The 25429-nt window shown below is 36.4% G+C and carries 26 protein-coding genes; 1 reads left to right on the top strand and 25 read right to left on the bottom strand.

What is annotated here, in order from left to right:
• Position 1 precedes the first annotated feature (1 nt).
• From O1A01_RS13855 to O1A01_RS13790, 14 genes are all read right to left on the bottom strand, one after another.
• Positions 2 to 922, bottom strand: a complete 921-nt coding sequence (locus O1A01_RS13855) for a fumarylacetoacetate hydrolase family protein (RefSeq protein WP_066419379.1) — start codon at positions 920 to 922, stop codon at positions 2 to 4.
• An 8-nt stretch (positions 923 to 930) separates the two neighbouring features.
• Positions 931 to 1539 carry a flavin reductase family protein gene (locus tag O1A01_RS13850; protein WP_270064346.1) on the bottom strand — a complete coding sequence of 203 codons (609 nt, stop codon included), beginning with the start codon at positions 1537 to 1539 and terminating at the stop codon, positions 931 to 933.
• Positions 1540 to 1542: 3 nt separating this feature from the next.
• Positions 1543 to 2643 (bottom strand): histidinol-phosphate transaminase, encoded by a 1101-nt coding sequence (gene hisC, locus O1A01_RS13845; RefSeq protein ID WP_066419376.1) that lies wholly within the window; start codon positions 2641 to 2643, stop codon positions 1543 to 1545.
• A gap of 78 nt (positions 2644 to 2721) precedes the next feature.
• Positions 2722 to 3840, bottom strand: a complete 1119-nt coding sequence (hppD, locus tag O1A01_RS13840) for a 4-hydroxyphenylpyruvate dioxygenase (protein ID WP_066419374.1) — start codon at positions 3838 to 3840, stop codon at positions 2722 to 2724.
• Positions 3841 to 3944: 104 nt separating this feature from the next.
• On the bottom strand, positions 3945 to 5396 hold the full coding sequence (gene lpdA, locus O1A01_RS13835; protein ID WP_066419372.1) for a dihydrolipoyl dehydrogenase: 1452 nt from the start codon (positions 5394 to 5396) through the stop codon (positions 3945 to 3947).
• A complete protein-coding gene (locus O1A01_RS13830; RefSeq protein WP_425319492.1) occupies positions 5397 to 6623 on the bottom strand; it encodes a dihydrolipoamide acetyltransferase family protein in 1227 nt (408 codons plus the stop codon). It abuts the gene before it with no gap.
• A 13-nt stretch (positions 6624 to 6636) separates the two neighbouring features.
• Entirely contained in the window at positions 6637 to 7632 is a 996-nt protein-coding gene (locus tag O1A01_RS13825; protein ID WP_066419369.1) for an alpha-ketoacid dehydrogenase subunit beta, read from the bottom strand.
• A complete protein-coding gene (pdhA, locus tag O1A01_RS13820; protein WP_066419368.1) occupies positions 7632 to 8696 on the bottom strand; it encodes a pyruvate dehydrogenase (acetyl-transferring) E1 component subunit alpha in 1065 nt (354 codons plus the stop codon). The genes O1A01_RS13825 and pdhA overlap by 1 nt, the downstream gene beginning before the upstream one ends.
• Before the next feature lie 13 nt (positions 8697 to 8709).
• Positions 8710 to 9852, bottom strand: a complete 1143-nt coding sequence (locus O1A01_RS13815; RefSeq protein WP_066419395.1) for a Leu/Phe/Val dehydrogenase — start codon at positions 9850 to 9852, stop codon at positions 8710 to 8712.
• Positions 9853 to 9896: 44 nt separating this feature from the next.
• The gene (locus O1A01_RS13810; protein WP_066419366.1) at positions 9897 to 10286 is read right to left on the bottom strand and encodes a thioesterase family protein; all 390 of its coding nucleotides are present in this window, start codon (positions 10284 to 10286) and stop codon (positions 9897 to 9899) included.
• Between the two features lie 175 nt (positions 10287 to 10461).
• Positions 10462 to 11256 (bottom strand): ABC transporter ATP-binding protein, encoded by a 795-nt coding sequence (locus O1A01_RS13805; protein ID WP_066419365.1) that lies wholly within the window; start codon positions 11254 to 11256, stop codon positions 10462 to 10464.
• Complete coding sequence (locus tag O1A01_RS13800; protein WP_066419364.1) at positions 11234 to 12247, bottom strand: ABC transporter permease; 1014 nt, start codon at positions 12245 to 12247, stop codon at positions 11234 to 11236. The genes O1A01_RS13805 and O1A01_RS13800 overlap by 23 nt, the downstream gene beginning before the upstream one ends.
• Positions 12248 to 12270: 23 nt before the next feature.
• Positions 12271 to 13272 carry an ABC transporter substrate-binding protein gene (locus O1A01_RS13795; RefSeq protein ID WP_066419362.1) on the bottom strand — a complete coding sequence of 334 codons (1002 nt, stop codon included), beginning with the start codon at positions 13270 to 13272 and terminating at the stop codon, positions 12271 to 12273.
• Positions 13273 to 13681: 409 nt separating this feature from the next.
• Positions 13682 to 14632, bottom strand: coding sequence for an NAD(P)H-dependent flavin oxidoreductase (locus tag O1A01_RS13790; RefSeq protein ID WP_066419393.1), 951 nt, complete (start codon positions 14630 to 14632; stop codon positions 13682 to 13684).
• A 77-nt stretch (positions 14633 to 14709) separates the two neighbouring features.
• On the opposite strand from O1A01_RS13790, the gene O1A01_RS13785 reads away from it, so the two are divergent.
• Positions 14710 to 15222 carry a gamma carbonic anhydrase family protein gene (locus tag O1A01_RS13785; protein ID WP_066419359.1) on the top strand — a complete coding sequence of 171 codons (513 nt, stop codon included), beginning with the start codon at positions 14710 to 14712 and terminating at the stop codon, positions 15220 to 15222.
• A gap of 126 nt (positions 15223 to 15348) precedes the next feature.
• Here O1A01_RS13785 and paaX read toward each other — a convergent pair whose 3' ends face one another.
• The 11 genes from paaX to paaA form a co-directional block, all read right to left on the bottom strand.
• Positions 15349 to 16224, bottom strand: coding sequence for a phenylacetic acid degradation operon negative regulatory protein PaaX (paaX, locus tag O1A01_RS13780; RefSeq protein ID WP_066421619.1), 876 nt, complete (start codon positions 16222 to 16224; stop codon positions 15349 to 15351).
• A 122-nt stretch (positions 16225 to 16346) separates the two neighbouring features.
• Complete coding sequence (locus O1A01_RS13775) at positions 16347 to 17549, bottom strand: thiolase family protein (protein ID WP_066421616.1); 1203 nt, start codon at positions 17547 to 17549, stop codon at positions 16347 to 16349.
• Between the two features lie 16 nt (positions 17550 to 17565).
• Positions 17566 to 18423, bottom strand: coding sequence for a 3-hydroxyacyl-CoA dehydrogenase (locus O1A01_RS13770; RefSeq protein WP_066421615.1), 858 nt, complete (start codon positions 18421 to 18423; stop codon positions 17566 to 17568).
• A gap of 57 nt (positions 18424 to 18480) precedes the next feature.
• A complete protein-coding gene (locus tag O1A01_RS13765) occupies positions 18481 to 19998 on the bottom strand; it encodes an aldehyde dehydrogenase family protein (protein ID WP_066421609.1) in 1518 nt (505 codons plus the stop codon).
• 30 nt (positions 19999 to 20028) lie between these two features.
• Positions 20029 to 20802 (bottom strand): enoyl-CoA hydratase-related protein, encoded by a 774-nt coding sequence (locus tag O1A01_RS13760; protein ID WP_066421606.1) that lies wholly within the window; start codon positions 20800 to 20802, stop codon positions 20029 to 20031.
• 12 nt (positions 20803 to 20814) lie between these two features.
• The gene (locus O1A01_RS13755) at positions 20815 to 21594 is read right to left on the bottom strand and encodes an enoyl-CoA hydratase/isomerase family protein (RefSeq protein ID WP_066421603.1); all 780 of its coding nucleotides are present in this window, start codon (positions 21592 to 21594) and stop codon (positions 20815 to 20817) included.
• Positions 21587 to 21895 (bottom strand): EthD family reductase, encoded by a 309-nt coding sequence (locus O1A01_RS13750; protein ID WP_270064345.1) that lies wholly within the window; start codon positions 21893 to 21895, stop codon positions 21587 to 21589. Before O1A01_RS13750 ends, O1A01_RS13755 begins: the two co-directional genes overlap by 8 nt.
• A gap of 627 nt (positions 21896 to 22522) precedes the next feature.
• Complete coding sequence (paaD, locus tag O1A01_RS13745) at positions 22523 to 23029, bottom strand: 1,2-phenylacetyl-CoA epoxidase subunit PaaD (RefSeq protein ID WP_270064344.1); 507 nt, start codon at positions 23027 to 23029, stop codon at positions 22523 to 22525.
• A 72-nt stretch (positions 23030 to 23101) separates the two neighbouring features.
• Positions 23102 to 23923 (bottom strand): 1,2-phenylacetyl-CoA epoxidase subunit PaaC, encoded by an 822-nt coding sequence (paaC, locus tag O1A01_RS13740; RefSeq protein WP_084380710.1) that lies wholly within the window; start codon positions 23921 to 23923, stop codon positions 23102 to 23104.
• Positions 23920 to 24261, bottom strand: coding sequence for a 1,2-phenylacetyl-CoA epoxidase subunit PaaB (gene paaB, locus O1A01_RS13735; protein WP_066420743.1), 342 nt, complete (start codon positions 24259 to 24261; stop codon positions 23920 to 23922). Before paaB ends, paaC begins: the two co-directional genes overlap by 4 nt.
• 17 nt (positions 24262 to 24278) lie before the next feature.
• Complete coding sequence (gene paaA, locus O1A01_RS13730) at positions 24279 to 25190, bottom strand: 1,2-phenylacetyl-CoA epoxidase subunit PaaA (protein ID WP_066420746.1); 912 nt, start codon at positions 25188 to 25190, stop codon at positions 24279 to 24281.
• Between the last annotated feature and the right edge of the window lie 239 nt (positions 25191 to 25429).

The following is a 25429-nucleotide window of genomic DNA, read 5'->3' as shown; positions in this document are numbered from 1 at the left end:
CTTATTCTATTATTTTATTTTTTAAAGAGCCCAGACCCGTTATGGATAGTTCTACTTCGTCCCCTGCTTGTAACCAACGGTGTGTGTCAGCTCCCAACTCTAAAATACAACCAGTACCCACTGTTCCAGAACCTATTATTTCACCAGGATATAGCATTACATCATGAGATGCTCTTTCAATCATTTGTCCAAATGTATAATGAATGTCTTTGAAGTTTCCACTAGATAATAGGAAACCATTCACTTTTGCTTCCATTTTCAAATCATACCTGTCCTCTATTCGATATTGATTTATTTCATCTTTAGTGACAATATAAGGTCCAATAGAAGTCGCAAAATCTTTTCCTTTTGCGGGGCCAAGACCAACCTTCATTTCTTTTGCTTGAATATCCCTCGCACTCCAGTCGTTTAAAATACAATACCCAAAAATATAGTCCTCGGCTTCTTCTGCACGTATATTTATTCCACTTTTTCCGATTATACAAGCTATTTCTAGTTCATAATCAAGTCGTTCTGAAGGTTTTGGTATTTTAATAGGTTCGTCTGGCCCTTTAATGGCTAAATGATTAGAAAAATAAAAAACGGGAAATTCATACCACTCTGAAACTACCTTTAATCCTCTTCGTTCCCTTGCTGTTTTTACATGCTCTTCAAAGGCATAAAAATCTCGAAAGCTAACAGGGGTCGGTAGTGGCGCCGTTAATTGCAGCCCTTCTAGCGAGTAGACCCCTTCTTTTAAGTTGCTAGAAAGGCATTCATTAAGTAAATCTTTGTATTTTTCATGATTTTTAATATAGATTATTAAATCGTTCGGTAGTTTTCCGTTTGATGCTACTTGTATGTCTACTACATTTCTCCCATCGTTTGTTAAAACACCTGCAGCGGTGCTTCCATCTTTCTTTATAAAACTAATAAATTTCATACTATCACCTATTTTCGAAGTAGTTCAAACATACTAGCAGTACTTCTTGTATACATATGACCAGCCATTCGCCCTACAGGGTTTAATTTTTGTGTATTAATCTTTCCGTCATAATAAAGGTCGTCGTCGATATGTACCATTACTACTTTACCGATAACTAAGCTGCCTGATCCTGGGCCCTCACCAAAATGTAGCGCTTCATGCAACTTACATTCCAATTGGACTTTGCTCTCCTTAATCCTTGGAGGTTTTACGATAACACTTTTTTCTTTTGTGAAATTAGCTTCGGTAAATTCATCTATTTCTGGAGTGAAACTCGTAGCAGTCACGTTCATTTTTTCAACGATTTCTTCGCTTACAACATGAATAACGAACTCTTTCGTTTCTTCAATATTTATTAAGGTATCTTTTTTTGACCCATCTGTCCCTTTTCGCATTGGTGAAAAGCATACTAACAATGGATCTGCACTAATTGCTGTAAAGAAACTAAATGGAGCAATATTTGCTATTCCCTCTTTACTAACCGTAGATACCATCGCAATAGGTCTTGGAAGGATGGAGCCGACAATTAATTTATAAGCATTTTGCCATTCTAATTTACTCGGTTCTAACTGCAATTGTTACACCTCTCCTTCTGCAGCTAAATTTTTAAAAGTATTAATAAAGTGGATGTTATCTTCCATCGAACTAATGGTTACTCTAATCGTATATGGGAGTCCTAGTAACGTACCAGCACGAACGATAAATCCATGTTTTAATAAAGAGTTAGCAGCATAATCCCCTCTTCGTTTCGTATGAATCATAATAAAATTTGCTTGTGAAGGATAAAAGTCATAATTTAAAACTGTTAACTCTTTTTCTAAATACTCTTTTCCTGTCTTATTTTTAGTAACGCAATCATTAATAAATTGTTGGTCTTCAAGTGCTAATGACGCTGCTATTTGTCCTAGCTGATTAACATTAAATACATCTTTAACTTTCGTTAATTCATCTACATATATAGGTGACATCATCCCATAACCAATTCGTAAAGCAGCTAAACCATACGCTTTTGAAAAAGTCCTTAAAATAACTAGGTTCGGATATTTATGTAATAATGGTACAGACTGTAACAATTGTTCATTGTCTGCGTACTCATAATATGCTTCGTCCAACACTACTAAACAGTCATTTGGAACTTGATCAATAAATTCAAGGAGTTGTTGCTTATTGATAATAGTTCCAGTTGGATTATTCGGGTTACATATAAAAACTAGCTTTGTTCTAGATGTAATGGCACGTAGCATGGAACTTAAATCATGAACGCCGTTTTGAAGTGGAACGATAATTGGTTTACCGCCTTCTATTAATACGTTCGTTTTATACCTAGGAAAAGTTACATCAGCCATTACAGCTTCATCGTCGTTACATATAAAAGCTCTACATAATAATCGAATTATTTCATCGGATCCGTTGCCGATAAAAATAGAATGAAAGTGTAGTTGGTGGAACTGTGCCAATTTACTAGTGAGCTGTCGAGCGTGACCGTCAGGGTATGTAAAAAGTTCGTTAAGATGAGTAGATAAGTTTGCTTTTATTTTAGGAGAACAACCAAAAATATTTTCGTTTTCAGCTAATTTATATGCTTTTTCGAAGCCGAGCTCAGCTTGAACCTCTTCGATAGACTTGTTTAGAGGATAAGCTTTCATATTATTTAATACTTCTCGAGCCTTCACTGTCATTTCATATAACCCTCCGATTAAATTGAAAGATTTCTAAAATAGTGTAAGAAAAGGGAGGCCGGCACCTCCCTCTAGTAATTATAAATTACCTCTTAAAGCCTGTTCCCTTTCAATTGATTCGAAAAGAGCTTTAAAATTCCCTTCTCCGAATCCTCTTGCACCTTTACGTTGGATAATTTCAATAAATAAAGTTGGGCGGTCAACAATTGGTTTAGTGAAAATTTGAAGTAAATATCCTTCGTCGTCTCGATCAACTAAAATACTTAACTCTTTCAACTTATCAATCTCTTCATCTATTTTCCCAACACGTTCCGATAGCATTTCATAATACGTATCTGGAGTTGATAAAAATTCTACACCCTTTTTCTTTAACGTACTTACCGTTTGAACGATATCTTCCGTTAATATTGCGATATGCTGGACGCCTGCTCCATTATAAAATTCTAAGTATTCTTCAATCTGAGACTTTCTCTTTCCTTCTGCCGGTTCATTAATAGGAAATTTAATTCGTCCACCATTATGCATTACTTTCGACATCAATGCCGAATATTCTGTTGTAATATCTTTATCAGTAAAGTGTTTCATTTCTTTAAAGCCCATTACTTTTTCATAATATTCTACCCATTCCTCCATACTCTCTACATTTCCTACTACGTGGTCGATACCGATAATTCCAGCATCGTCTATAGGGGTAGAGTTAGAATACGGTTTAAAACCTGGCATAAATGCACCACTGTAATTTTTTCTTTCTACTAATGTGTGTATCGTATCCCCGTATGTACCAATTACAGCTTTCTTCATTACTCCATTTTCGTCTGTTAAATCAGTAGGTGGCTGAATTGCAATGGCACCACGTTCAACAGCAACATTGTAAGCCTTTTCAACATCGTCCACTAAAAGAGCAATATCCTTCACGCCATCCCCATGCTTTTTAACGAATTCAGAGATTTTCGTGTCTTCTTTAAGAGAACCGGTAATTACTAATCTTACTTTACGTTGTTGCAGTACGTATGAAACAGTTTCCCTGTTTCCTGTTTCTAACCCACTATACGCAACAGGTTGGAATCCAAATGTGCTCGTAAAAAAGTGTGCTGCTTGCTTTGCATTTCCAGCATAAATTTCTAAATAATCAACATCGTTAACGGGGAAAAAATCCTCTACTTCTAGTTTCGTATTTGCTGCTTGTAATTCTTCCATTACAAATCCCTCCAATTAATTAATTTTAAAATTATTACTATTCTGAACTTAATATATATAAAATTAATAGTTGCATCAAGAGTCCCATTTAAAGCTAAAATGCTTTACTGTGATAAAGGTAATTTGTGCAATTCTTTTGCTTTATTTTTTACTGGTGGTAGATGGATAGCTTTTTTAGTTAATCCTTCTACCGCTTCAAGAAAGGCTTCATTAATGCTAGGGTGGGGATAATGTGGGAATAATAGATCCTCTTCTCTGCCAACCATTTCGAGAGTGTTTACTCCAGTTGATATGAGTTCTATTGCCCCATTACCTATCATTTGAACCCCTAATAAAAGGTCTGTTTCCTCTTCACTAATCACTTTAACAAAACCGTCTTTTTCTCCAGTAATGGTAGCGTAACCATTACTAGCTAACGGAAACGTACTAGTTTTAATCTTATATCCTTCTAATAGTGCCTTTTCTTCTGATAAACCAGCGAAAGCTACTGGCGGCACTGTATGAAGAACAGTCGGCAAAAAGTTCAAATCAATCTCTGAATTGTTATTGGCGATTGTCTCAGCAGCTACCTTCCCTTGCTTTATTGCTTTTATAGCTAATGGAGGACCGTCTGTCACATCACCAATCGCAAAAATATGTTCTTGTATCGTTCTTCCAGTTTTGTCTACCTTTATATAGCCCGACTCTGTTACACTAATATTTGCTCTATCTAATCCTAACAGGTTCAACTCTGGCTTTACTGTTGTTTCCGAATAAAAATGGGAACAGTGAAGCATCTGTTCTTTTCCGTTGCTTGAAAATGAAATAGATGTGTTGTTATCTGCCTTTTTAATAGAGTTTATGGAGACGGACTTATAAATTTTTATTTTGTTTTTCTTTAATATTCTGTTTAACTCTCGATTTATTGAACCATCGAAATCAAAATGCTCCTTACCTTCCTCTAGTAATATCGTAACCTCACACCCAAATGTACGGAAGGATGTTGCAACTTCCAAACTAATATAATCACTTCCATAAATAACTAGGTGTGATGGTAATTCGTTTAAATTAAAAATAGACGTTGAGGTGAGAGCATCATAATCATCAAAATTAATAATTGGATATCGCTTCGCTCCTGTCGCAATGATTGCATTATTAAACGAATACGTATTATAGTTATGCCCGTTTTCTACACCTATTTTATTTGGTGATAGAAATGTTGCCTCCCCGTAAAGGATTTCTATTTTATTCGCTTTACATAAACTTTCTATCCCTTTACGAAGTTGTGTGATCGTATGTTGTTTGTACGTTTGTAATGTGTTCAGATTAAAGTTGACATTACTACATTCAATTCCTAAATCACTCGTTTTATTAAGTGAGTATAATTTTTGTGCAGCATGCGTATGGATTTTGGAGGGGATACATCCTTTATTTAAACATATTCCACCTAACTGCCCCTTCTCTATAAGTGTCACTTGCAAGCCTAATTGGGCAGCACGGATAGCAGCGTTATAACCTCCTGGCCCCCCTCCAATTATAACAACCTCTCTTTCTTCCGTTAGTTCACCTACTACCATTTAAACCAGCTCCAACATAAATAAATTTGGGTTTTCGATTAATTGTACTAACCGGTTCGTAAAAGCTACAGCTGTCGCCCCATCAGCTACTCGATGATCAAAAGACATCGAGACATTCATCATAGAACGAACAACGATTTGGTCATTTTTATCGACGACAGGTCTCTTTTTTGTTTTATGAAAAGCTAAAAGTCCTACCTCGGGTGGGTTAATGATAGGGGTCGCGCCGATACTGCCACCTAAAGGACCAACATTACTAATTGTAAACGTACTTCCGGTCATCTCTTTCACAGATAGTTTGTTTTCTTGTGCTCTAACTGTTAAATACTTTAGTTCCTCATGGATTTGTAATAAAGATTTTTTCTCAACATTGCGTATAACCGGAACAATTAAACCTTGCTTTGTGTCTGTCGCTACTCCGATATGATGTTCGTTATATATATGAATACTTTCTTCTTTTTCATTAAGTGTTGCATTAAAGATAGGAAAATCTTTTAATGATAACGAAACAGCTTTTAGAAAAAACGCTGTTGCAGAAATATTTTTATTAACCATTTTCCAATCAGCTTTTACTTGGAGAATGTTTGAAACATCAATTTCTTCATAATGTGTACAATGTGGTATGGAATAGAGAGAGTGTGCCATTTTCGTTCCAATTTGCTTTCTTCTTCCAGAATAGCTAACACTATAACTAGTTGGAAATTCTGCTAAACTATCATTTCTTCTGTTTTCTCGTTCGCTTCTGTTCACTAATAATGTTGTTTGTTCTGATTTGTTTTGAATAAAATGAAGAACATCCTCTTCCGTAATTCTTCCTGCAGGTCCTGTTCCTTGAATATCCTCAATGTTTATTCCGTTATCTCTTGCTATTTTCCTTGTGAAAGGGGCAGCCATTACACGTTTAGACTTTGTATTAATGGACGATGAGGTTTGGAAAGCATTTTCTGTCTTTTTGCCCATTTTAACGCTCGGCTTTTGTAAAAGCTTACTATTCAATGGTTCTATTTTTAGTAACGTTGTACCTACAGGAACTGTATCGCCTATTTTTACAGTAAACTCCTTTACAATCCCTTCCATCGGTGCTGGAATTTCAGCGGTCATTTTATCTGTTTGAACTTCAACTAATGGATCATCGGCCTTGACAATATCCCCTTGTTTCACTAAGAAAGTTAATATATCAGCTTGGGTCATTCCTTCGCCGATATCATGTAATTTTACTTCTATCATGTTCGGCTCACCCCTAATAATTCATCACTTTTTGAACTGCATGAACAATTCGATTTGTTGTTGGTAAGTAATCGTCCTCAAATCCAAAATAAGGGACTGGAACATCAAATCCAGTGACACGTTGAACAGGTGCTTTTTGAAAAAGGAAAGATGTATCATTAATGATGGCTAGTACATCATTCCCTACACTAGTTGTGGCGTGTGCCTCATGTACGATGACAGTTCTACCAGTTTTTTGTACAGATTGTGCAATGATGTCTCGATCAATTGGATATAGTGTGCGTAAATCAATTACCTCACAACTTACTTCTTCGTTCGCTAATGCTTTTGCTGCCGCTAGTGCAATTGGAACCATTGCCCCCCAAGCAATAATAGTTACATCCTCACCTTCTCGACAAACTTTACCTTCGCCAATATTCACCACATATTTTTCGTCAGGAACTTCTTGTTTTGTAGAACGATAACAACGCATAGGTTCTAAAAATAATACTGGATCAGGGTCTTCAATAGATGCAATTAATAAACCTTTTGCATCGTAAGGGTTTGAGGGACAAATTACTTTAATCCCCGGCATATGTGTAAATAATGCTTCTGTACTATCGGAATGTATTTCTGGTGCTCTTACACCTGCTCCATACGGCGCACGGATTACAATTGGTGCATGGAAGTGTCCCATTGTTCTCGCACGAAGTCTAGAGGCGTGTGTCATAATCTGTTCATAAGCTGGATATATAAATCCTAAAAACTGAATTTCTATAACAGGTTTATATCCATTAATCGCCATACCGATTGCAGCTCCAACAAAGCCTGCCTCAGAAAGTGGAGTATCCATTACCCTCTCTTCTCCATGTTTCACTTGTAGTCCATCAGTAGCTCTAAATACACCACCATTTACACCTATGTCTTCTCCCATTAATACAACATTCGCATCTTGCTCTAGCATTGTATCAAGTCCGTTCGTTATTGCTTGAATCATCGTTAATGTTTTTGTTTTAACAGAAGTTTGCATTAGCTTTCACCTCTCAAAACAGAAAGTAATTCATTTTTTTGATCTTCAATACCCCAAGTAGGCTTTTCGAATACATAGCGAAACATATCTTCAGGATTAGCTTTAGGGAACGCTTCCATTTCCGCAATTGCCTGATCTACTTCTTCCGCCGCTGCTTTTTCAAACTCTATTTTCGTTGAATCTGAATACCAACCCTTGTTTTGAAGGTACCTTTCAATTCTTGTAATTGGATCCCTTTCCCTTTTTAATTCACTCTCAGCTTGGTTTCTATATTTCGTTGGGTCATCTGCGGTCGTATGAGCTCCATAGCGCCAAGTAACTGCTTCTATTAAAGTAGGTCCCTCATTGTTTCTTGCACGTTCAAGTGCTTGCTTCGTATAAAAATAAACAGCGAAAATATCATTGCCATCAATTCGAACAGAATGTATATCATAAGCGAGTGCTTTTTGAGCAATTGTTTTTGTTTTCATCTGCTTTTCGATTGGTACTGAAATGGCATAAGAATTGTTTTGGTTAAAAAATACAACAGGAGCGTTCCATACGGAAGCTATGTTCAAACCTTCGTGAAAATCGCCTTCAGAAGTAGCTCCATCTCCGAAATAAACAATAGAGGCATTAGTTGTACCTCTTCTTTTTTCTGCATAGGCAGCACCAACTGCGTGTGGTAACTGAGTGGCGATAGGTATCCCTGGCGGAAAGATTTTTTTATTTGGAGGCGGAACACAACCTTCATTTCTACCATTCCAAAACAGTAAGATGTTACGTAAGGAATGACCGAACGTCATCGTAGCACCGTGATCTCGGTACGAGGGAAACATCCAATCATTAGGTTGTAGAGCAAGTGCGCTCCCAACTTGACTAGCTTCTTGTCCTTCATACGGTGCATATGTTCCAATTCTGCCTTGCCTTTGTAAGCTAATTGCTTTTCTATCGAAAATTCGTATCTTAATAAGGTGTTTGTAAAAGTTAATTGCTAGTTGTTCAGAAATTTGATCCTCATAGGAACTATTTATTATATTTCCTTGTTCATCCATAACTTGTTGTATCGGATACTTTTTTTCCATTTTTCCACCTCACTTAAACTCTTACTGACCATTTAGGTCGTTTTTCATGTGAGAAAAAGTTATTACGTCGACTTCTAGCTTCGATACGTTGCTCACAGAAACGGTTAGCAGCTTCGATTGTCGTTATATTGTTATTACTTGATTCTTCGTAAACATTTAATAAAGTTTGATAAATTGCTCTAGTTTTTGTGAGTACTCTTGCTTTATTCGGTTCATATAGTTCATCTGCTACTTGAATAAGTCCTCCAGCGTTTACAATATAGTCCGGAGCATATAAAATACCTTTTTCTTGTAATATTCTACCGTGCTTAATAGCTAATAGTTGGTTGTTCGCAGATCCAGCTACCGCCTTCACTTTTAATTGATCAATAGTTTGGTCATTAATGATTCCACCTAAAGCACACGGTACAAATACGTCAGCAGGAACAGAGTATATTTCCTCTCCCTTTACCACTTTAATACCAACTCCTGATGCTTTTGCCTTTTGTGTTACCTTGTCAATCGCATGTTGATTAATATCCGTTACGTAAAGGTCCGCACCAGCTTCAATTAATTGTTCTGCTACTTTATATCCTACTTTTCCTAAGCCTTGAATTGCGTATGATTTTCCGTATAGATCATCTGTACCCCATACAGTTTTATTGGTTGCACGTAATCCGTAAATTACACCTTGAGCAGTAGGAATAGAAGAATCTCCACTTCCACCGTAGACTTCATCTACGCCAACAATACAGTTTGTTTCCTTTAATGCATGAACAAAATCATCGGGTGTTGTGCCCATATCTGTCCCGGTATAAAAACGGCCATTCAACGAATCAACAAATTGACCGAATGCACGGAAAAGTTCTGGTGTTTTATCTTGCAAAGGATCGCCGATAATTACAGCCTTTCCTCCACCAAAATCAACGTCCGCTGCAGCACATTTATAAGTCATTCCCTTTGAAAGGCGTAAAACATCTTCAAGTGCAGCTTCCACCGTTTCATATGGTTGCATTCGACATCCGCCAAGTGCTGGGCCTAGCGTTGTATTATGTATAGCGATAATTGCTTTTAATCCAGTTTCTTTATCATTACAATAAACTATTTGTTGATGCTCACTAATTTTCTCGAACATATCCATGTTCTTCCCCCCGTTTGCCAAGGTAAGCGTTTTCATTTCTCCCATCAAAATACCTCCTGCCAAAGTGATAACCTATTAATCTATTGGCTTGAAATGATTGTCTTAATTTTTTCTTTTAATAAAACAACTTGTTTTACTTCCCCTTCGCCAACAAGTTGAGTCTTGTTAAACACTTCTATTCGAGTGGCAATGTATTTGCCATCATATTTTATAACTGTCGCCTTAAATGAGAGTACAATACCTTCTTTACATGGTTGTATATGCTTAACAGTTACTTCTGCCCCCATACCTTCTTCCTCATTTTCTAAAAATGGCAAAATAATTTGTCTTGATACTAACTCCATATGGTAGACCATAGAGACCGTTGAATAAACAGGATGAACAATATTGCCTTCAAATTGAGCAAACATTTTCGGTGTTACGGTTATTTCCATTGTATGCAAAAATCCTTCATATAAGCCCTTTTTCACACGCGTCCCCCTTTAAAGTATAACGTTTATTTAACGATATCATAACATTACGTCAAATGAATCGTCAATAAGTTGTCACAATTTAATAAATAATGAGAAAAATAGCATATAAAAAGGCTACTAACGATTAGTAGCCCTTTTATATATTAATATAATTTATTATTCTTATTGTTTTTTACGAAAGTAATGCTCGGTCACTGTTCATTTTCGTGCCACGTATGCGTTGGAATTCATGTAGTAATTGATCGATTGTTAGGTCTTTTTTCTTTGTTTCTTCTACTTGTAAAATAATTTGCCCTTTATCCATCATAATTAGTCGGTTACCAAGATCTAATGCCTGTTGCATATTATGAGTAACCATTAATGTTGTAAGGTTATATTTTTCTACTATTTCCTTCGTTAATTTTGTTATTAATTCAGCGCGGGACGGATCAAGCGCTGCCGTATGTTCGTCTAACAATAAAATAGACGGTTCTGTAAAAGTAGCCATTAATAATGATAGTGCTTGGCGTTCTCCTCCTGATAGTAGCCCTACTTTGGCAGATAAACGATCTTCTAGTCCGAGATGTAATGTTTCTAGTACTTCTCGAAAATAATCTTTTCTTTGCTTATTAACACCTATTTTGAACGTACGTCGTTTGTTCCGTGAATACGCCATCGCTAAATTTTCTTCAATTGTCATCGTAGGTGCTGTCCCTGCCATTGGGTCTTGGAAGACACGCCCAATATATTTAGCTCTTTTATGTTCAGATAAATACGTCACATTTTGATTATTTATCTCTACTGCCCCTGTGTCAGGAGTAAGTGCCCCAGAAATCATATTCATTAAAGTCGATTTTCCTGCACCGTTACTTCCAATAATAGTAACGAAATCGCCTTTATTTAATGTTAAGTTTATATGATCAAGTGCTACCTTTTCGTCCAATGTTCCTTCATTAAAAATTTTGTTAATCTGAGTTAGTTGTAACATTAGGGTCCTCCTTTCTATTTAAAGTAGAAAGTTGTAGCATTTTTTGTTTTTTTCTTTTTCTATCTTTAAAGTTATCGATTATTTTAGGAGTTACTAATGCAAAAATAACGATCGTAGCAGTAATGAGTTTCATATCACCTGTATCTAGAAAGTCTACTCGGAGAGCCATCGTAACAACAATTCGGTAAATGATTGCTCCTCCAATTACTGCTAAAGTAGTTCTAGCAATGGATTTAGTTCCGAATAAAGCTTCACCGATAATTACAGATGCTAATCCGATAATAATCATTCCAATTCCCATACCTACGTCGGCAAAGCCACCGTATTGTGCAATTAGAGCTCCTGACAAAGCCACCATTGCATTTGAAATTCCAAGGCCAAGAATAGTTAATCCGTTCGTATTGGCTGAAAAGCTACGAATCATCTTTTTATTATCTCCTGTAGCTCTAACGGCAAGCCCTATTTCCGTTTTGAGGAACCAATCTATCAAAAACTTAATGAGAAGAGTTACTAGTATCATGGAGAAAAGGATAGCCCAAGTTCTAGGGGCGAAACTTCCTAAGCCGATAGAATGAAAAATATTATTCAAGAAAGGATCGATACCGGTTTTTTCCCATAAGCCTCTAATTTGTGTAAAAATAGTCTCGTTGTTTAATAACGGCACATTGGAACGACCCATTATTCGTAAATTGATAGAATATAAGGCGATCATCATTAATATTCCGGAAAGTAGTGCATTAATTTTACCAAACGTATGTAATATCCCTGTTAAACATCCAGCTAGAAAACCTATAAACATCGCAACAATTGTAGATAGTATTGGGTTAACGCCATTAATAATCATCGTGGCAGCAACTGCTGCCCCTGTTACAAAACTGCCATCTACTGTTAGGTCAGGAAAATCAAGGACCCTAAAGGATAAATACACCCCTAGGGCCATGATTGCGTAGATGATTCCAGCTTCAAATGAACCGAATATCGCTACTGGCATTTAGAATCATCTCCTTTAAAAAATTAATTACCTTCAAAAATTTCTGCTATGTCTTTCCACGAATCTTTCAGTTCTACCCCTTGGGCTTCTGCAGCTGCTTTGTTAATTACTAGTTTAAAGCTCTCTGGATATGCCGCTGGTATATCAGACGGTTTCTTTTCACCTTTTAAAATTTGTACAGCCATTAAGCCTGTTTGGTAGCCAAGGTCATAATAACTAAAACCACTTGCAGCAACTGCTCCTTGTTCCATAGAATCTAGTTCCCCAGCAAAAAGAGGTAGTTTTTGTTCATTTGCTACTGTTACTACCGTTTGAAATGCTGAAACAACTGTATTGTCTGTAGGTACATATATTGCATCAACACGACCTATTAATGATTCAGCCGCTTGCTTTACTTCTGCTGAAGTAGAGACAGAAGCGGTAACAATTTCTGCTCCATTATTTTTAGCAACCTCTTCCACAGCTTCTACTTGTACAATAGAGTTTTGTTCACCGGCATTATATAAAACACCAATTTTTTTAACATTTAATTCATTAATCATAAATTCAATCGTGTTCGAAATCGATTCCGGATGATTATCTGAAGTACCAGTTATATTCGCTCCCGGTTTGTCAAACGCCTCAATAAGGCCGGCACCAACTGGATCTGTTACAGATGTAAATAGAACTGGAATAACCCCTTCTTCTTTCGTTGCTTGAAGTGCTGTTTGTGCACTAGGAGTAGAGTTAGCAAAAATTAAATCTACTTTATCAGCGACAAAGTTATTAGCTATCGATACACTATTACTTTGTTCACCTTGTGCAATTTGAACATCGTACTTAACATTTTCCCCGTCTTTATAGCCATTGTCTTCTAGTGCTTTTTTAAATCCATCAAATGCCGCATCCAGTGATGGGTGCTCTACTATTTGGGTAACTCCGATAACTACCTCGTCGTTATTGCCAGTTGTCGAGCTGTTACACCCCGCCAGTACTATAGCACTAGCTAAAATAAGAACTAATAATTTCATACTAATTTTTTTCAACTAAAATCCCCCTTTTTCCTATGTAATTTATCATATAAAGACTTTTAGCCTTTACACCAAATACGGAAACGCTTTCATTGTTTTTTTATCATAAAAAGTGATAAACAATACGTAATACAAGGTGTTTTAAACGATTTATGAAAGATTTTACGTAATATTACACTAGTAAAATAACGGTGTCAATATATTCTAAATATTATATATTCTTTTACTATTTATTCCATGTCCATATATAAGTATTTTCTCTTCAAGTAAACATCAGATATTCATTCCGAGCAAGTGTATAACGGTTTATAAACGCATTAATATTTTTTATTATATTAAATATATTAACTGGTACAATAGTTTAATGTCAATAATATTCTGAATTTTATTAATAAAGAAAAAACACGCAAATCGCGTGTTGTAATCAGTGTAAATTATTCTTAATATCGGTAATGACGTTTTTTCCTTCTTTTATCATATTTTGAAATAATTGTTTAACTGTTGGTAAGTCACTAATTAAACCAGCGATTTGCCCACTATTTATAAATCCGCTATTTAAGTTACCTTTTATTGCTCCTAATATATGTTTTTCTTCCGTAGTCAATTCATTAAATTGTTCTAACGTAATTCCTTCCTCTTCTTTAGATAATAAATATTGTGAGTATGGCGTTTTTAGTACTCTCCGTATTCTACCGACACTTCTTCCTACAATAATTGTTTCATCATCTTTAGAGTCTACAATTTTGGTTTTATAATGAAGATGAAATGGTGAATCACTCGTAGCAATTAGTCTTGTTCCTATTTGTACTCCACTGGCACCAAGGGCCATTGCTGCAACAAGGCCTCTGCCGTCACCAATCCCACCAGCCGCGATGACTGGAATTCTAACACTATCAACAATTTGAGGAATTAAAACAAAAGTTGTAGTTTCTAAGTTAGAGTTAATTCCAGCAGCTTCATAACCTTCCGCAACGACTATGTCCGCTCCAGCATTTTCAGCCTTTTTTGCTTGTTTGCAAGATGCCACTACAGTTAAAACCTTTATTCCATGTTCCTTTAGCTTCCCAATGTATGGCGAAGGGTTTCCAGCTGATAAAGAAACCGCCTTTAGTTTGTATTTAATAGCAAGCTGTAACATCTCTCTCGGATAAGGAGATACTGTTAATGCTACATTTAATGCAAATGATTTATTCGTGCGATTTTTAGTTTCTATAATAATACTCTCTACTTCTTCTGGAGTCATCGTACCTGCTCCAATCGTCCCTAATCCCCCTGCTTCAGAGACAGCAGAAGTTAATATCGCATTACTTATATTCCCCATACCACCTTGAATGATTGGATATTGAACGTCTAATATGCCTAATAACTTATTCACCATTTATTCACCCCTCGTTAAAATAATGTTATACTATCATTAAAAAGAAGACAATACTTTTTAGGAGGGGAAAGTAAATGTTATATGGCTATAACGGAAAACGACCAAATGTACATGAGACCGTTTTTGTCGCTCCTGGAGCACATTTAATAGGAGATGTAACAGTGGGAAAAGAATCTACAGTTTGGTTTAATGCTGTTCTTCGAGGTGATGAAGGTCCTATTACTATTGGGGAGCGATGTAGTATACAAGATAATGTCACTTGTCATCTTTACGAAGGTTCACCTTTAATTATTAAGGATGAAGTTACAGTCGGTCACAATGCTATTTTACATGGATGTACTATTGAAAATAGATGTATTATAGGGATGGGATCCACTGTATTGGATGGGGCTGTTATTGGTGAGGAAAGCATAATTGGAGCAAATACTCTTATTCCCTCTGGAAAAATCATACCTCCTAGGTCACTAGTAGTCGGTTCTCCAGGAAAAGTTATAAGAGAAATTACAGAAAAAGACTTACAATTAATTCAGCTTTCGATTGATACATATGTGCAAAAAGGAAAAGAATTTAAGCAGGAGCTTGCTTAGTTTTTCTTCAAAGGAAAGGAGGATACAAGGTAATTTACTTTGGTGGAAAAGTAATGAAGTATAGTTAAACATACGAGTTAAGGTTGATTTTTATATAAAAATCAACCTTTTATTAGTTTTATATTGTTAATCTATTATGTACGGATGGTCCATAACATCGTATTCTTTGTCTTTATAGCTTATTTCATTTCCCTCTTGGAAAACTTCTTCAAAAAAGCGGGAAGCTGGTTCTGCCAATTCTTTATAGTACTCACTAAATAAAGAAGCAGCGTGTGAGCCAAGCCATTTTTCTGGAAGAAGCTCATCTGGTAAGCCAGGGTCCACGAACAAAAACTTTCTATATTCATGAACAAGTTTTGTTCTTTCTACAAAACATTCCGCGTCTGACATTAAACCCTTTTGAATTTTATTACGATCAATAATGTATTTTTGACTATACTCCTGAATAAACAATTGATATCTTTCGTTTATTTCCCCGAGGTCCCAGCTTTTTTCTATTAACCTGCTATTTTCGTTTGGTCCATTATATTCTGCGACAAAAAAATCGACATACTCTTCGATAGAATATTTTTCAATTAAGTCATATACTTGTTTTTCTAACGGATTTGGCGATATCCAACAACTGTTGGAAATTGATCCAAATCCACTCCATACAAGCTCTTTTCTTAACTCATCACGAACGTTACGTATTTCTTCTGGAATCGTATACATTAGTATCCGCCACTTACCGTCCCACTGTTCTGTTTTTAATTTGAAAATACGCTTTGCTGCCTCATCTATTCTTTTTACACCGCGTTCTGTTAAAAAATAAAAACTTTTATTTCCTTTTTTTTCAGCTTGAACCCAACCTTGTTTATTCATTCGAGAAATAGCAGCACGAACAGCTTGGTCATTATGGCCGAACTCATTTAATAAACGAATTAAACTACCAACCCATATTCTGTTACCGTAATGACGAATATAGTCACCGTAAAGCGTAAAAATCATTGATCTCGTATTCATTGCTCTTACATCCTTTACTACCAATTAAATTGAGAATTTTCTTAAGTAAAAAATAATATAACATAATTTTTACGCTTTAACAAAGAAAAGTTTTATATTTCTGATAAATGAGAGCGTTTATATTAATCTGCACTTTGTACGATTGTGGTAATTCCTTGACCTACACCAACACACATCGTAGCAAGGCCATACTCCACCTTTCTTTTTTTCATTTCGTGTATTAATGTTGTTAATATTCGTGCGCCACTTGCTCCTAACGGATGGCCGAATGCTATTGCCCCTCCATTTACATTTACAATCGTCTCATTTACTTCTAGCTGTTTCATACATTCAATAGATTGAGAGGCAAACGCTTCATTTAATTCTATTAAACCAATATCTTCTATGCTCAAGTTAGCACGTTTTAATGCTTTTCTTGTAGCAAAAACTGGTCCAATCCCCATAATAGAAGGTTCTAATCCAGCGGTTGCAGATGTAACATATTTTACTAATGGCTTAATTCCGAGTTCTTTCGCTTTTTCTGCACTCATTAGTAGCAAAGCTGAAGCTCCATCATTCACACCAGAAGCATTGCCAGCAGTAACAGTACCATTTGGGAAGATTGGTCGTAACTTAGACAGCTTTTCTTCAGACGTATCTGGTCGAGGATGTTCGTCCTCCATTATCGTTACTTCATTTCCTTTTCTATCCAAATACGTTACGGGAACTATTTCTTCATTGAACTTTCCTTCTTCTATTGCTTTTTTAGCCTTTTGTTGACTACTATAAGCGAAATGGTCTTGATCTTCTCTTGAAATGTTATATTTTTGTGCTACATTTTCCGCTGTTTGTGGCATTGAATCGGTACCGTATAATTCTTCTAATCGTTTATTTGTGAAACGCCAGCCAATCGTCGTGTCGAACATCTCCATATTACCTCTCGGATAATCAGCCTCAGGCTTTGCCATAACGAAAGGGGCTCTAGTCATACTTTCAGTGCCGCCGGCGATAAATATATCGCCCTCCCCTACCATAATGGCACGGGCAGCATAGTTAACGGCGTCAAGGCCAGAACCACATAGACGATTTATAGTAGTACCTGCAACTTCTACAGGTAATCCAGCTAGAAGTGCAGACATCCTTGCGACGTTTCGATTATCTTCTCCAGCTTGATTTGCATTACCGAATACTACCTCTTCTATTTCAGTTTCACGTACCATTTTGTTTCTATTCAAAAGAGCTTTTATGACTACTGCCCCTAAATCATCAGGACGTACGTTTTTTAATAACCCTTTATATCTACCAATTGGTGTTCTTACTGCATCAACTATTACTACTTCGTTCATAACTAAGCGCCCCTTTCTAGTCTCGATTTGTATAGTCGTAAACACCTTTGCCGGACTTTCTTCCAAGTCTGCCTGCTTTAACATATTTCTCTAATAATGGAGCAGGTCTGTATTTTTCACCTAATTTTTCATGTAAATATTTTAAATTATTTAATCGAACGTCAAGACCTACAAGATCACCAAGCTCAAATGGACCCATTGGATAATTTAGTCCAAGTTTAATAGCTTTATCTATTTCTTCTGGTGTCCCTACCCCTTCTTGCAACATATAAAATGCTTCATTGCCAACAAGTGCACTAATTCGACTTGTTACAAATCCAGGGAACTCATTTACAACTACTGTCTCTTTCCCCATTTTTTCTGCAACATTTCTTATTTCTTCAGCAGTACTTTCAGATGTTTCTAAACCACGAACAATTTCTACGAGTTTCATTTTATGTACTGGGTTAAAGAAATGCATAGCTATTACTTTATCGGGGCGGCTCGTAAAGCTACCGATCTCTGTAGGGCTCATAGTAGAAGTGTTAGTTGCAAATATACATGACGGTGGAGCCTTTTTGTCAAAAGTTTCAAATACATTCTTTTTAATTTCTATCTTTTCAGGTACGGCCTCAATTATAAGATCTGCTTCTTTTATAACAAGCTCCATTTCAATTGAATAGTTTAACCTATTTGAACTATCCTTTCGTATTTCTTGCGATATTTTTCCCCTTTCAACCGATTTTGTAAAAATAGCTTCTATTTCGTGTTTTGCGTTACGCAATTGTTCTTCTTTTATATCAACTAAAGTGGTATGAAACCCACCAACGGCAGCTACATATGCAATTCCACGGCCCATAACACCAGAGCCCACAACGACTATATTATTTATCATTACTTTCCCTCCTTAAATAAGACGAGCACTCATAAAAAGCGAGTGCTCGTGCCCGTATTATAGCCCAAATGGGTTTAATGGACGACTTCCAAAATAAGATAGAATACTCTTCGTTTCGGTATATAAGTCTAGTGTTTCAATACATAATTCACGACCAAACCCAGATTGTTTATAGCCTCCAAACGGAGTTCCAGGGAATGCAGAGAATGGGCAGTTTACCATTACAATTCCAGCTTGAATTTGCTTTGATACACGGGTTGCACGCGCGTAATCCTTCGTCCATACTGCTGAACCGAGACCATATTCACTATCGTTTGCAAGTTTAATTGCTTCCTTTTCATCGGAAAATGGCATTACTACTACTACCGGTCCAAAGATTTCCTCTTTTACAGCTTTCATATTATGATTCACATTTGTAATAATGGTAGGTTCGTACCAAAATCCATTTTCATAGCCTTCCACAACTGCCGGCTTTCCGCCTACTAGAATAGTAGCTCCATCTTCTTTAGCGGATTGTACATAGCTATCTATTACGTCTAATTGCCCTTTATTAATAATTGCCCCTACATGTGTTTCTTTTGAAAAAGGATCCCCTAAATTTAGTCTTTTTGCTTTTTCTTCAAATTTTTCCATGAATGTGTCATAAATGCTCTCATGAACATACAGTCTTGAACGAGCCTCACAGGACTGTCCTGAGTTATAGAAAATACCAAAAAGTGAGCCGTCTACTGCAGCGTCAATATCTGCATCTTCAAATACGATATTTGGAGATTTTCCACCCAGTTCGAGTGTTACACGTTTTAACGTTTGAGAGGCTTTTGCCATAATATCTTTTCCAATTGGAGTGGAACCTGTGAATGCAACTTTATCCACTTTTTCATGTTCTACTAAATAGTTACCTACTTCTGAACCAGAACCTGGTATTACGTTAACAACACCTTCTGGTACGCCTGCTTCTATACAAATTTCTCCTAAAAGAATAGCTGTAAGTGGAGTTAAAGTAGCTGGTTTAACAATTACCGAACACCCAGCAGCAATAGCAGGTGCAACCTTCCAAGCCGCCATCATTAATGGGTAATTCCAAGGAATAATTTGTGCACATACTCCTACTGGCTCTTTTTCAGATACATTTTGGAATTGACCTGGAACATTATTTACAGATCCACGATGACCAACAATTGCTCCTGCATAAAATTCAAAGTCTTCAATAGCTTGCATAACTTGCCCTTGTGCGGCTGTTAAAGATTTTCCCGTATCTAATATCTCTAATTCTACTATTTCATTAAAACGAGATCTCATAATCGCTGCAATTTTATTTAATGTTCTTGATCGTTTATTAATAGGAAATAACTTCCATTTCCCTTTATCAAATGCCGCTCGCGCAGCTAGTACTGCTTTTTCAGCATCTTCTTTTGATGCTTTTGCTATTGTTGCAATAGGCTCACCTGTAGCCGGATTGTATGTAGTGAACGTTTCACCGGTTGAACTGTCTACACGTTGACCACCGATAATTAATTGATACGAATCACGTTTGACAGCTAATGGTGCGAATTTTTCATCTTTTACTGTTGACATTCCATTCATCTCCTTTGTTTATTAAAATAATTAGTTTCCATTGAAGGTTGGTTTACGTTTTTCTAAAAACGAGGTTATCCCTTCTCGATGATCATTTGTTTGCCCGACTATTCTTTGACCAAACGCTTCTCTTTCTAAAAATTCATTAAATGTTAAATCGTAACTGCTTTTTAATGTTCTTTTAATAATTCCAATAGCTTTTGTTGGCATTTTAGCAATATGTTTTGTATAGGCTGCTACCTCCTCTTCCCAACTATCCATTTGGATGGTTTTGTTAGCTAACCCTAATTTCAAAGATTGTTCTGCATTTATTCTTTCACCGAAAACGGAAATTTCAAGTGCTTTTGCATATCCTACGATTTTACTTAAGTAAAAGAGATTACCTGAATCAGGAATGAGACCGACTTGAATAAATGCTTGCGCATAACTTGCTTTTTCTGACATAAGTCTAAAATCACATGCTAGCGCTAGACTAAACCCAGCTCCAGCCGCAACTCCATTTACAGCGGCTATAATAGGTTTTTCGCAACAATGAATTTGCTTAATCATCGGCCCATACCTTGTACGTAGAACTTCTCCATGATCCATTTCTTCTGTTACTTCTGAAAGGTCTTGCCCAGAACAAAATGCTCGCCCTTCTCCTGTAATAACAATTACACGAACAGTTATGTCTCTTTCTGCTTGTTTAATAGCGATTGTTATTTCGTGGTTCATTTTTAATGTAAACGCATTCAAATTTTCTGGCCTATTTAAAATAATGGTCGCAACCTGGTCATGCACACTATATTTTATTGTTTCGTACATTTTCTCCTCCTCCTATCTCCCTTTAAAGTTAGGCTTTCGTCGTTCTTGGAAAGCTTTCATCCCTTCCTTTTGGTCGTCAGAAGCGAAAAGAAGATAGAAATTTTTACGCTCAAATTGCATTCCTTCATATAAAGAATAATCTACTGCTTTCAAGACGGACTCTTTAATTAATCGCAACGATAATGGAGCTTGCTTTGAAATCTTTATCGCAAACTTTTTCGTTTCATCGATTAAAAGCTCTCTAGCTACGATTCTATTAATTACACCATAATTTAGAGCTTCTTCCACACTCATACGGTCTCCGGAAAGTAGCCATTCCATTGCTTTCGTTTTACCCATTAATTTCGTCAATCGTTGGGTTCCACCTGCACCAGGCATTACTCCTAATTGAATTTCTGGAAAACCGAATTCAGCATCGTGAGCAGCAAATAAAATATCACAACATAGGGCTAATTCAAAGCCCCCTCCTAATGCAAAGCCTTGAACTGCACCGATTATTGGCTTCTTCACTAAGGAAATTCGGTCCCATTCTGAAAATTGATTTAATAGTTCTAATTGTAAGGGAGTTGCTTCAGCCATTTCGTCGATATCAGCTCCTGCTGCAAATGCACGCCCTACTCCACCTAGAACGATAACTTTAACGCTTTCATTTTGATCCATCTCTTCCATTGTGTGTACTATCTCGGAAACCATTGGTCTATTAATTGCATTTAATACGTTCGGTCTATTTAAAAGAATAGTACCGATACCATCTTCTATGGAAACTTGAAGATATTTTAAATCATTATGCATTGGCCTCTTCACCGATCATTAAGGTTACTAGATTAGCAGCAAAACTCATTAAGTCTTTTCCAGAAGCTTTTGCCTCTTCTGTTTTCATCGCTGCTTTAAATGCGTCGTGGCAGTCATAATACATTTCACACATTAAATAATATTTTCCTTCTCCACCCATAGGGCTACCAACGACTTTTGTTACTTTCATTTCTCTTAAGCCTGGAATTTTTGCTGTAAGTGGTGCGTGAATGTTAAAGTAATGATCGTCGAAAGCCTCCTTGTTTTCTGGATGTTTGTAAAGTGCGATTAATTTAACCATTTTTCATTCTCCTTTTTTATGTAATATAGTTTATTTAAAATATTGTCTAATCCTGAAAATAGGCGTGTTGAGGGAAAATAGTATTTTAATATAGACAACATTGATTATTGTTATACGTTTTAACCTAGTCCGTTTCACTTCGCTGCAGGTGTTCGCTTTCCGCGGGGAGGTGTCTAGCTCCGGCGGCTAGGTCCGGCTCAAACTTCACTTTTCCTCCGTACGATAAGTCATCATCGACTCACTGCCGTTCGCCGTGATTCCTTTATCTCCTGCGGAAAAGCTCCAGTTTGATTGGACCTGAGCGAGCCGCCTTCGCTTTTCTTGGAGCTGAGCCTCCTCGGGCTTTGCCCTGTGGGGTCTCAGCCTTCCCCTCTTCTCCCGCAGGACAAGGAAGGCTTCGGCAGCATTACATCGCACGAAGGAAAATGCGTTAGCATTTTTCGAGGAGTCTCACACCTTCCGCTCCGTTACACTCTCGGTTCTAAATCTTGAAGGGTAAAACATTGTAGAAGTTTCTAAACTGAACGCCTATTTACATTCAACTAGGTGCAAATTTCACTTGCTGGGTGTTTATCTTGAAAATTGGATAGGACTTGGTTAAGCCGTTCCCCTCGTCTCGTTCTATTTTCACATTAGTGTTGAGATTGGTTTCATTGCTTCGAAGGGGTTTTTGCATGATCCACAGTATAGAATACTTCTACAAGCTGTAGGGCCAAAGATGTTATCTAATGTTGTATAGGAAGAATCACAATATGGGCAATTTACTCTCCATTCCCCGGTTTCTTCAAAATGAATTGGTGGGGGAGCAATTCCAAACTCTTTTAATTTTTGTCTTCCGATTTCAGTGATGCGATCGGATGTCCATGGCGGATTGTATATAAACTTAACATCTACCGCATTAATAAAATCGAGTGTTAGTAGCTGTTGTTTAATATTGTTTTTAATAATATCTAATGCTGGACAGCCCATAAATGTAGGAAGTAATTCAATTAACATATGATTTTTTGCATATTGGACATTTTCCACCATTCCTAATTCTAGTATGCTGACAGAATCAATTTCTGGATCTTTTACTTTCTGAAGTTGGTCATATAACCGATTAACATTAATGTCGTACTTACTTTTTTCTACCATTATATTCAGTCCTTTATTTTTCATTAAAGGAGACCTTTACTAGTTTATGAGAGAAATATTTAACTATTCCAACTACCATGATGCAGCTGGATCTGTTCTATAAACTTCACTTAATGTTTTTAGCGCTTCAGTTAAATCTTCTGTATGCTCTTTTAACCGTCCATTTCCACTTTTCATTTCTATTTTTAAAGGGAACGGTATTTCTATTTCACTAAATACATTTTTCATTTCATTCATCCATCTTTGTCTTAATAAATCTTCCCCTTCTATTATTTGATGTTCTTGCATTTCATTCGCTAGAGCACCAAGTGATAGAACGCCATCAAACTCAGCGATGACAGTATTAATTGCTTGAATCATTCTTTTTTTTGCGTCGTCATTAGATAAGCAAAGTTGCTTAAACCAAGTTTTCCAATGTAAGAGATGATAATATAATTCCATGTTTATTTTTAATGCTATATGTTTTAGAGGTTCATAAGAGGAATTTTTTAAAGATTCTATTTTAACTTTTTTTGCTACTGTGTAAAAATAATGACGAACGACCGTAAATGCCCAATCGTATTTCGGTTCTATCAAGTACGTCCCAGGGCCATTAACCATTTCTAGTAAAACGGCATTTAATCGTTCATTGGCGGGTCTTGCATGAGCTAAACAGTCGACCGGTCCTTCATTAAGGTCCTCTAACAGTTGATAAAACATAGAAGCGTGCCCCATTGTGTCTTGGTTTATCGAAGAAAAAGCAACATCCTCTTCTATGTGCGGAGCTAAACCTAACCATTCTGAGCCTCTATATGCCAAAATAAAATCATCATCTGCAAGCTGATATAATAATTCAATTAACGGCTGTTTATACTTTTCATTCTGTACCGCTTCTGCTGCTGTGGAGAATATCATTGCTTTAGCTCTCCTCCCCAAGACATAATTTCTTTCTCATCTAGCATCTCCTGCTCATATTGGCGCCATTTTTTCTTTAAATATCCATATCCTTTAGTTGTTCGGTATTCTTTATTGTCAAGACGAGATAATGACTGTTTTTCTTCTTGTGTCATTTTTCTAATATCTGCTCGTTTTACAACCCAAATATCAGCAACCGTTTCACGGCGCATAAAGTTTTCTTGAGCCATCACTAAAGCAATTTCATGATTTGGTGCTAGTAAACTAAACTGGTATTGCATAGGTGCAGTGTCCGTTTTTTTACTGAACACTTCAAATTCTTGATAAAAATTACTCATTATTTTTCCTCCGTTCTTCAAGTAGCTTTAGAAGAAGAGCTGAGCGCATCACGTACCCATGCATTATTTTCATAGGACAGTTTTCTTAATCGAAGACGTTCTTGTGACTTTGGACCGTTATTTCGTATAATTTTTAAAAATTCATTCCAATTTGGTTGTTGATAGATCCATTTCCGTTCTTCCTTCGAATAATGCATCGTGGGGTCAGGTAACTTTAATCCTAGTGATAGAATACGAGGTACATATTTTGTAAAGAAATCTTGTCGTAACTCTTCGTTTGTTTTTGTTCTAATTTTATATTTTATCGTTGTATCTTGTTTACTAGTTCCAGTTGTGGAAGCATCACCTGGTCCAAAAAACATTAATAAAGCTTCCCACCATCGGTCAATAGATTGTTGAATCATCGCTTTTTGTTCTTCTGTTCCTTCTGCTAATGCCATAATAATTGCTTCACCGTGTTGAGCATGAAATACTTCTTCTGCACATATTCTTTTTAGAGCTCGAGCATAAGGACCATACGAGGCGTTTAACATGTTTGTTTGAGAAATAATGGCAGCTCCATCAACTAACCAACCTATTAAACCAGCATCTCCCCATGTTGGTGCCGGCATATGAAAAACGTTATGGAATTTTAATTGACCGCTAAATAAATCTTGCATAATTTCTTCTCTTGATTTCCCATATGGTTTCATTAAATCTTCAGCAACACGAAGAAGTAATTGACCGTGGCCCATTTCATCTTGAACTTTTGCCATAATGCCAAGTTTTCTTTTTAAAGTTGGTGCTTTCGGTACCCATTCTTTTTCTGGAAGCGCTCCCATTATTTCGCTTATTCCGTGCATCGATATAAGCTTAATTAAGGCTTTTCGATAATCTTCTGGCATCCAATCATCTGCCTCTATTTTTTCACCAGCGTTTATTCGTTCCATAAAATGTTCGTATTTCTCTTCTTCTGATAAGGATTGAAAAGAAATAGAAGTATTCAATAGCCTCGCCTCCTATCTTTCATCTAACAAATATATTTATAACGTTTATTTAACGAAATTATATAATAATGTTATATGTTTTTCAACTCTGAAATTTCGGAAAATTAAAATTTGTACTTTGCTACACGTAAATTCGGGAATTAATACCCCTTTCTTCTCTGTAAGAAAAACACTACAAAAAA

This window comes from Sutcliffiella sp. NC1 (assembly GCF_027594365.1).
Lineage (GTDB): Bacteria > Bacillota > Bacilli > Bacillales > Bacillaceae_I > Sutcliffiella > Sutcliffiella cohnii.
This window is presented reverse-complemented; position numbering and strand designations above follow the sequence as displayed.

Bases quoted from the DNA above. Each gene is read 5' to 3' on its own strand.
- O1A01_RS13855 (WP_066419379.1), bottom strand. From the start codon at position 922: ATGAAATTTATTAGTTTTATAAAGAAAGATGGAAGCACCGCTGCAGGT.
- hisC (WP_066419376.1), bottom strand. From the start codon at position 2,643: ATGACAGTGAAGGCTCGAGAAGTATTAAATAATATGAAAGCTTATCCT.
- hppD (WP_066419374.1), bottom strand. From the start codon at position 3,840: ATGGAAGAATTACAAGCAGCAAATACGAAACTAGAAGTAGAGGATTTT.
- lpdA (WP_066419372.1), bottom strand. From the start codon at position 5,396: ATGGTAGTAGGTGAACTAACGGAAGAAAGAGAGGTTGTTATAATTGGA.
- O1A01_RS13830 (WP_425319492.1), bottom strand. From the start codon at position 6,623: ATGATAGAAGTAAAATTACATGATATCGGCGAAGGAATGACCCAAGCT.
- O1A01_RS13825 (WP_066419369.1), bottom strand. From the start codon at position 7,632: ATGCAAACTTCTGTTAAAACAAAAACATTAACGATGATTCAAGCAATA.
- pdhA (WP_066419368.1), bottom strand. From the start codon at position 8,696: ATGGAAAAAAAGTATCCGATACAACAAGTTATGGATGAACAAGGAAAT.
- O1A01_RS13815 (WP_066419395.1), bottom strand. From the start codon at position 9,852: ATGAAAACGCTTACCTTGGCAAACGGGGGGAAGAACATGGATATGTTC.
- O1A01_RS13805 (WP_066419365.1), bottom strand. From the start codon at position 11,256: ATGTTACAACTAACTCAGATTAACAAAATTTTTAATGAAGGAACATTG.
- O1A01_RS13800 (WP_066419364.1), bottom strand. From the start codon at position 12,247: ATGCCAGTAGCGATATTCGGTTCATTTGAAGCTGGAATCATCTACGCA.
- O1A01_RS13785 (WP_066419359.1), top strand. From the start codon at position 14,710: ATGTTATATGGCTATAACGGAAAACGACCAAATGTACATGAGACCGTT.
- paaX (WP_066421619.1), bottom strand. From the start codon at position 16,224: ATGAATACGAGATCAATGATTTTTACGCTTTACGGTGACTATATTCGT.
- O1A01_RS13775 (WP_066421616.1), bottom strand. From the start codon at position 17,549: ATGAACGAAGTAGTAATAGTTGATGCAGTAAGAACACCAATTGGTAGA.
- O1A01_RS13770 (WP_066421615.1), bottom strand. From the start codon at position 18,423: ATGATAAATAATATAGTCGTTGTGGGCTCTGGTGTTATGGGCCGTGGA.
- O1A01_RS13765 (WP_066421609.1), bottom strand. From the start codon at position 19,998: ATGTCAACAGTAAAAGATGAAAAATTCGCACCATTAGCTGTCAAACGT.
- O1A01_RS13760 (WP_066421606.1), bottom strand. From the start codon at position 20,802: ATGTACGAAACAATAAAATATAGTGTGCATGACCAGGTTGCGACCATT.
- O1A01_RS13755 (WP_066421603.1), bottom strand. From the start codon at position 21,594: ATGCATAATGATTTAAAATATCTTCAAGTTTCCATAGAAGATGGTATC.
- O1A01_RS13750 (WP_270064345.1), bottom strand. From the start codon at position 21,895: ATGGTTAAATTAATCGCACTTTACAAACATCCAGAAAACAAGGAGGCT.
- paaD (WP_270064344.1), bottom strand. From the start codon at position 23,029: ATGGTAGAAAAAAGTAAGTACGACATTAATGTTAATCGGTTATATGAC.
- paaC (WP_084380710.1), bottom strand. From the start codon at position 23,923: ATGATATTCTCCACAGCAGCAGAAGCGGTACAGAATGAAAAGTATAAA.
- paaB (WP_066420743.1), bottom strand. From the start codon at position 24,261: ATGAGTAATTTTTATCAAGAATTTGAAGTGTTCAGTAAAAAAACGGAC.
- paaA (WP_066420746.1), bottom strand. From the start codon at position 25,190: ATGGAACGAATAAACGCTGGTGAAAAAATAGAGGCAGATGATTGGATG.